Below are 3,553 nucleotides of genomic sequence, written 5' to 3'. Positions count from 1 at the left end.
GGCGAAACCGATCAGGCCAACTCGATGCCGCTGTGCGGATCCCATGACCGCCGAAAACATTCCGAACAGTTGCGGGGTCGACGTGACCGACACGGCCGCATCCACCTGATCAGGCCTGACGGAAGTGTGATCAAACCGTTGCACGCACGCGATCCCGATTGGGCCGACACCGAACGGGCCACTGATGATGCTGATGTTGGGCAGGCGTGTCCGACGACAATCGATGCGGCTGGTCGAACGCGCTACCGGATGCCAACAACAGCCGAACTCGGCTGGTCAGTCCTGCACATCGACCTCGCCGCCTAACGGGTCAAACCCACCGTTGTCTGCCCGGCTGATCACGACGGCGTGACGAAGTCGGCGACGACGCCGCAGTGATCGCTCGCCCACACCAGTTCGCCATCAACATCGACCGGGCCGGTCGCAACGTTCCACGCGCGAGTCGGGTTGCCGAAGGGCTTCGGCCGAGGCCACGACACGAGCAGATAGTCGAGGCGGCGGTTCGGCCAGGCGCTGTCGGCCGAGTACGGATTCTCTGCTCGCCACGTGTGGCCCGGGCCAGTGCCGACCTGCTCCCACACGTCGCTGAACACGATCCCTGGCACGCCCGCCGAGCGGCCCGTCAGTACACGGATCTCGTCGGTGTCGGGTACCGCGTTCAGGTCGGCGCCGACGATCAGCGGGAGGTCGTTCGACGGGTCACCACGCCACTCGATGCCGAGTTCGAGCAATCGTCGGACCTGGAGTTGACGGGCGGCCGATGCGTCGAAACGATGGTCGATGTGCGTCGATGCGAACGGCCAAGCGCCCCACGGCGTGTCGACGCGCGCCGCGACGATGCGACGATGTCCGTCGGTTCCTGCGGCGTTGGGAATGGGGAGTGAGGCAACACGTTCGAGAGGCCAGCGCGAGAGGATCGCGTTGCCAAACGATTCGCCATTCCAGAGCACGGGGTCGGTCCGCACAGCGTGCATGCCAAGGGCAGCAGCGATCTCGTCAGCAACGTCACGCTCGTCGTTCGACCACACCTCTTGCAGGCACAACACGTCGGCGTCGACCTGGCGCATCGTGTCGATCATCGCCGGGAGGCGCTGTTCGAACGGCCCGAACCGCCACCACAGATTCCACGTCATCACACGCATCGTCGGGGCCAGCTTCGTCACGGCCACATCATGTCGCACACAACGGGTTGGAGCATGGTCGGTACTCCCAGGTCGGTACTCTCAAGAGGGTGGGAACGAGCCGGTGGTCGATCGAGCAGGTCGAATCAGTCGCGCCATCGGCGGCAGCGATCACCGCGGCCCAACCGCTGGCCTCGCCCGCCCGGTGGACCGGCCTCGGTGCCGACGATGCAGCGTTGTGGGGATCGTGCCAGGGGAGCGGGTCTGAGCCGTACGACACGATGGTCGACCATCAGCATGTGAGCTTCACGTGTACCTGCCCGAGCCGCAAGACGCCCTGTAAACATGGCCTGGCGCTGCTGCTGCTGTGGGTTCGTGACCAGGTCGTCGACACGCCTCCGCCGGCGCATGTCAGTAGCTGGATCAATCGTCGGTCGGCCAAGCGGACAGCGTCGTCGCGCTCAACTGATGTCGGCAGCGCCAGCAGCCATTCAGCACCAGAAGCGGCACCAGAAGCGGCTGGATCCGAGACGGTCGATGCCGGTGATGTCATCGGCGAGAGCAAACCAACGCCACCCATGCCGCAGCCCGATCGCAACACGGCTCGCAACGATCGTGTCCAACGAATGCATGGCGGGCTAACAGAACTTGATCGCTGGCTTGACGACCGGATCCGCACCGGGCTGGCCGACCCGTCGCTCGCACGTTACGCAACCTGGGACGACCTCGCAGCTCGACTGGTCGACGCCCAGGCTGGCAGCCTCGCCAACCGCATCCGTCGCCTCGCCGGCCTCGTCGGAGCGTCGCCCGGCTGGCACGATGACGTGCTCGCCGAACTGGGCCTCCTCCACCTGCTGTCGCAGGCCGGTCGTCACCTCGGCTCGCTGCCCGGACCGCTTGCCGATGCCGTTGCCACGGCGGTCGGCTGGCAGGTCAAGCAAGCCGATGTCCTCGCTGGCGTGCCAGACACTGACCACTGGGTCGTGGCCGGGCGGAGCGACGTGCGCGAGGACCGCATCGAAGTCCGTCGTCATTGGTTGCGCGGAACATCGTCGGGTCAGTGGGCGCTGTGTCTGTCGTTCGCTGCGTACCAGCAGAGCCTCGACACGTCGCTGAGGGTGGGGACCTCGCTCCATGCCGACCTGCATCGCTACCCTGGGCCCGCACTGCGATCGCTTGTCGGTGCCCGATATGCATTGCCGGTCGACCCGGTCACACCGCCGTCGCAGACGATCGCCGAAGGCTGCAATGAGGTCGGCTCGATGCTCGTCGCTGAACCCTGGCTCGATCGGCTTCCCGTCACGATCAGGGCACGTCTTGCCAGGTCAGGCGAGGTATGGGCGCTCGCTGATGCAACCGGCAGCCTGCCGGTTCTCAATGCGGGTACACGTCAATTCGATGCTGGCCTTGCCATGCTGCTCGCAGTGTCGGAGGGTCGCGAGGTCGACCTCACCGTGGAGTGGACGCCGCACGGAGTCGTGCCACTTTCCATCCACCTACCCGACCGGACCATCGACGTTGGGCCCCGTGCGAACACGTCGTTCGTGAGCGCAGCATGAAATCAGTCGATGAGCACTGGCAGGCGCTGGTCACCACGGCACTGCTGGGTACCGACCGACGCGAGCCGCCCGAGGCTCCTCAGCTGATCGCCGATCTGGTCGCCGACACGGCACGGACCACGGCGTCTGAACGGATGCTCGCGCAGGTTGCTGCAACCACAGCGGTGCGGCGTGCCGGCGTGATCCCTGGGCCACCGCTCGACGAGTTGGCGATGCCAGATGGCGACGATCGGCAGCCCTGTGTGCCGGCTGCGGTCGATCGCTGGCATCACATCACCGCATCGTGGCCTGTGCTCGAAGACGAATGGATATTGACCCTCGTGACCGCAGGCTGGCGCATCGCTCCGGAGTTGCTACCGGCGATGCTCATGCGGCACCGATCGGACCCGGTGCGTCGCACGCGTGTCATGGTCGGCGCTGGATCGACCGGCCGCTGGCTCGTTGGGCACGTCCCCGACCTCGCGGCCCGCCACCCGAACGCCACGGTCACACCCGAAGCGCTTGCCGAACTGCCAGAACTTCCAATCGCGCCCGAACTCGCCCAGCTCGTTAACCGGCCAGGGGCCGAAAGCGGAGGCGTGCTCGCTCAGTCGCTCGAAGACGGCACGCTTGGCCATCCGCACCGCGCCATGCTGATCAACTTGGTCGCTCGGGTGCGGGCCGATGCACTGCTCGACATCGCCGACATCTTGGGTGCCGTCGACTCGATCTCACCCGGTTACGGACTCGCCACTGTGCTTGGCGACCTGGCAACGACTCGGCACCGCATGCTCGACGAACTGTCGACCTGATCAGCCAGAGTGTTCAGCCAGAGTGTTCAGCCAGAGTGTTCAGCCAGAGTGTTCAGCCAGAGTGTTCAGCCAGAGTGTTCAG

3 protein-coding genes and 1 pseudogene are annotated in these 3,553 nt (G+C 65.8%); 3 read left to right on the top strand and 1 reads right to left on the bottom strand.

The genetic code is table 11. The features are described 5' to 3' along the window. A pseudogene (locus ACH2EI_RS18185) lies at positions 1-306 on the top strand (hypothetical protein); the annotation flags it as partial. Between the two features lie 32 nt (positions 307-338). Here the strand turns inward: ACH2EI_RS18185 and ACH2EI_RS18180 are convergent. Next, positions 339-1,163 (bottom strand): endonuclease/exonuclease/phosphatase family protein, encoded by an 825-nt coding sequence (locus ACH2EI_RS18180; RefSeq protein WP_395152953.1) that lies wholly within the window; start codon positions 1,161-1,163, stop codon positions 339-341. A 68-nt stretch (positions 1,164-1,231) separates the two neighbouring features. On the opposite strand from ACH2EI_RS18180, the gene ACH2EI_RS18175 reads away from it, so the two are divergent. Both ACH2EI_RS18175 and ACH2EI_RS18170 read left to right on the top strand, forming a co-directional pair. Continuing rightward, a complete protein-coding gene (locus ACH2EI_RS18175; RefSeq protein WP_395152952.1) occupies positions 1,232-2,680 on the top strand; it encodes an SWIM zinc finger domain-containing protein in 1,449 nt (482 codons plus the stop codon). Further along, complete coding sequence (locus ACH2EI_RS18170) at positions 2,677-3,471, top strand: hypothetical protein (RefSeq protein ID WP_395152951.1); 795 nt, start codon at positions 2,677-2,679, stop codon at positions 3,469-3,471. Before ACH2EI_RS18175 ends, ACH2EI_RS18170 begins: the two co-directional genes overlap by 4 nt. The last annotated feature ends 82 nt before the right edge of the window (positions 3,472-3,553 follow it).

It is taken from the genome of Ilumatobacter sp., assembly GCF_041688325.1.
Classification (GTDB): Bacteria; Actinomycetota; Acidimicrobiia; order Acidimicrobiales; family Ilumatobacteraceae; genus Ilumatobacter_A.
This window is presented reverse-complemented; position numbering and strand designations above follow the sequence as displayed.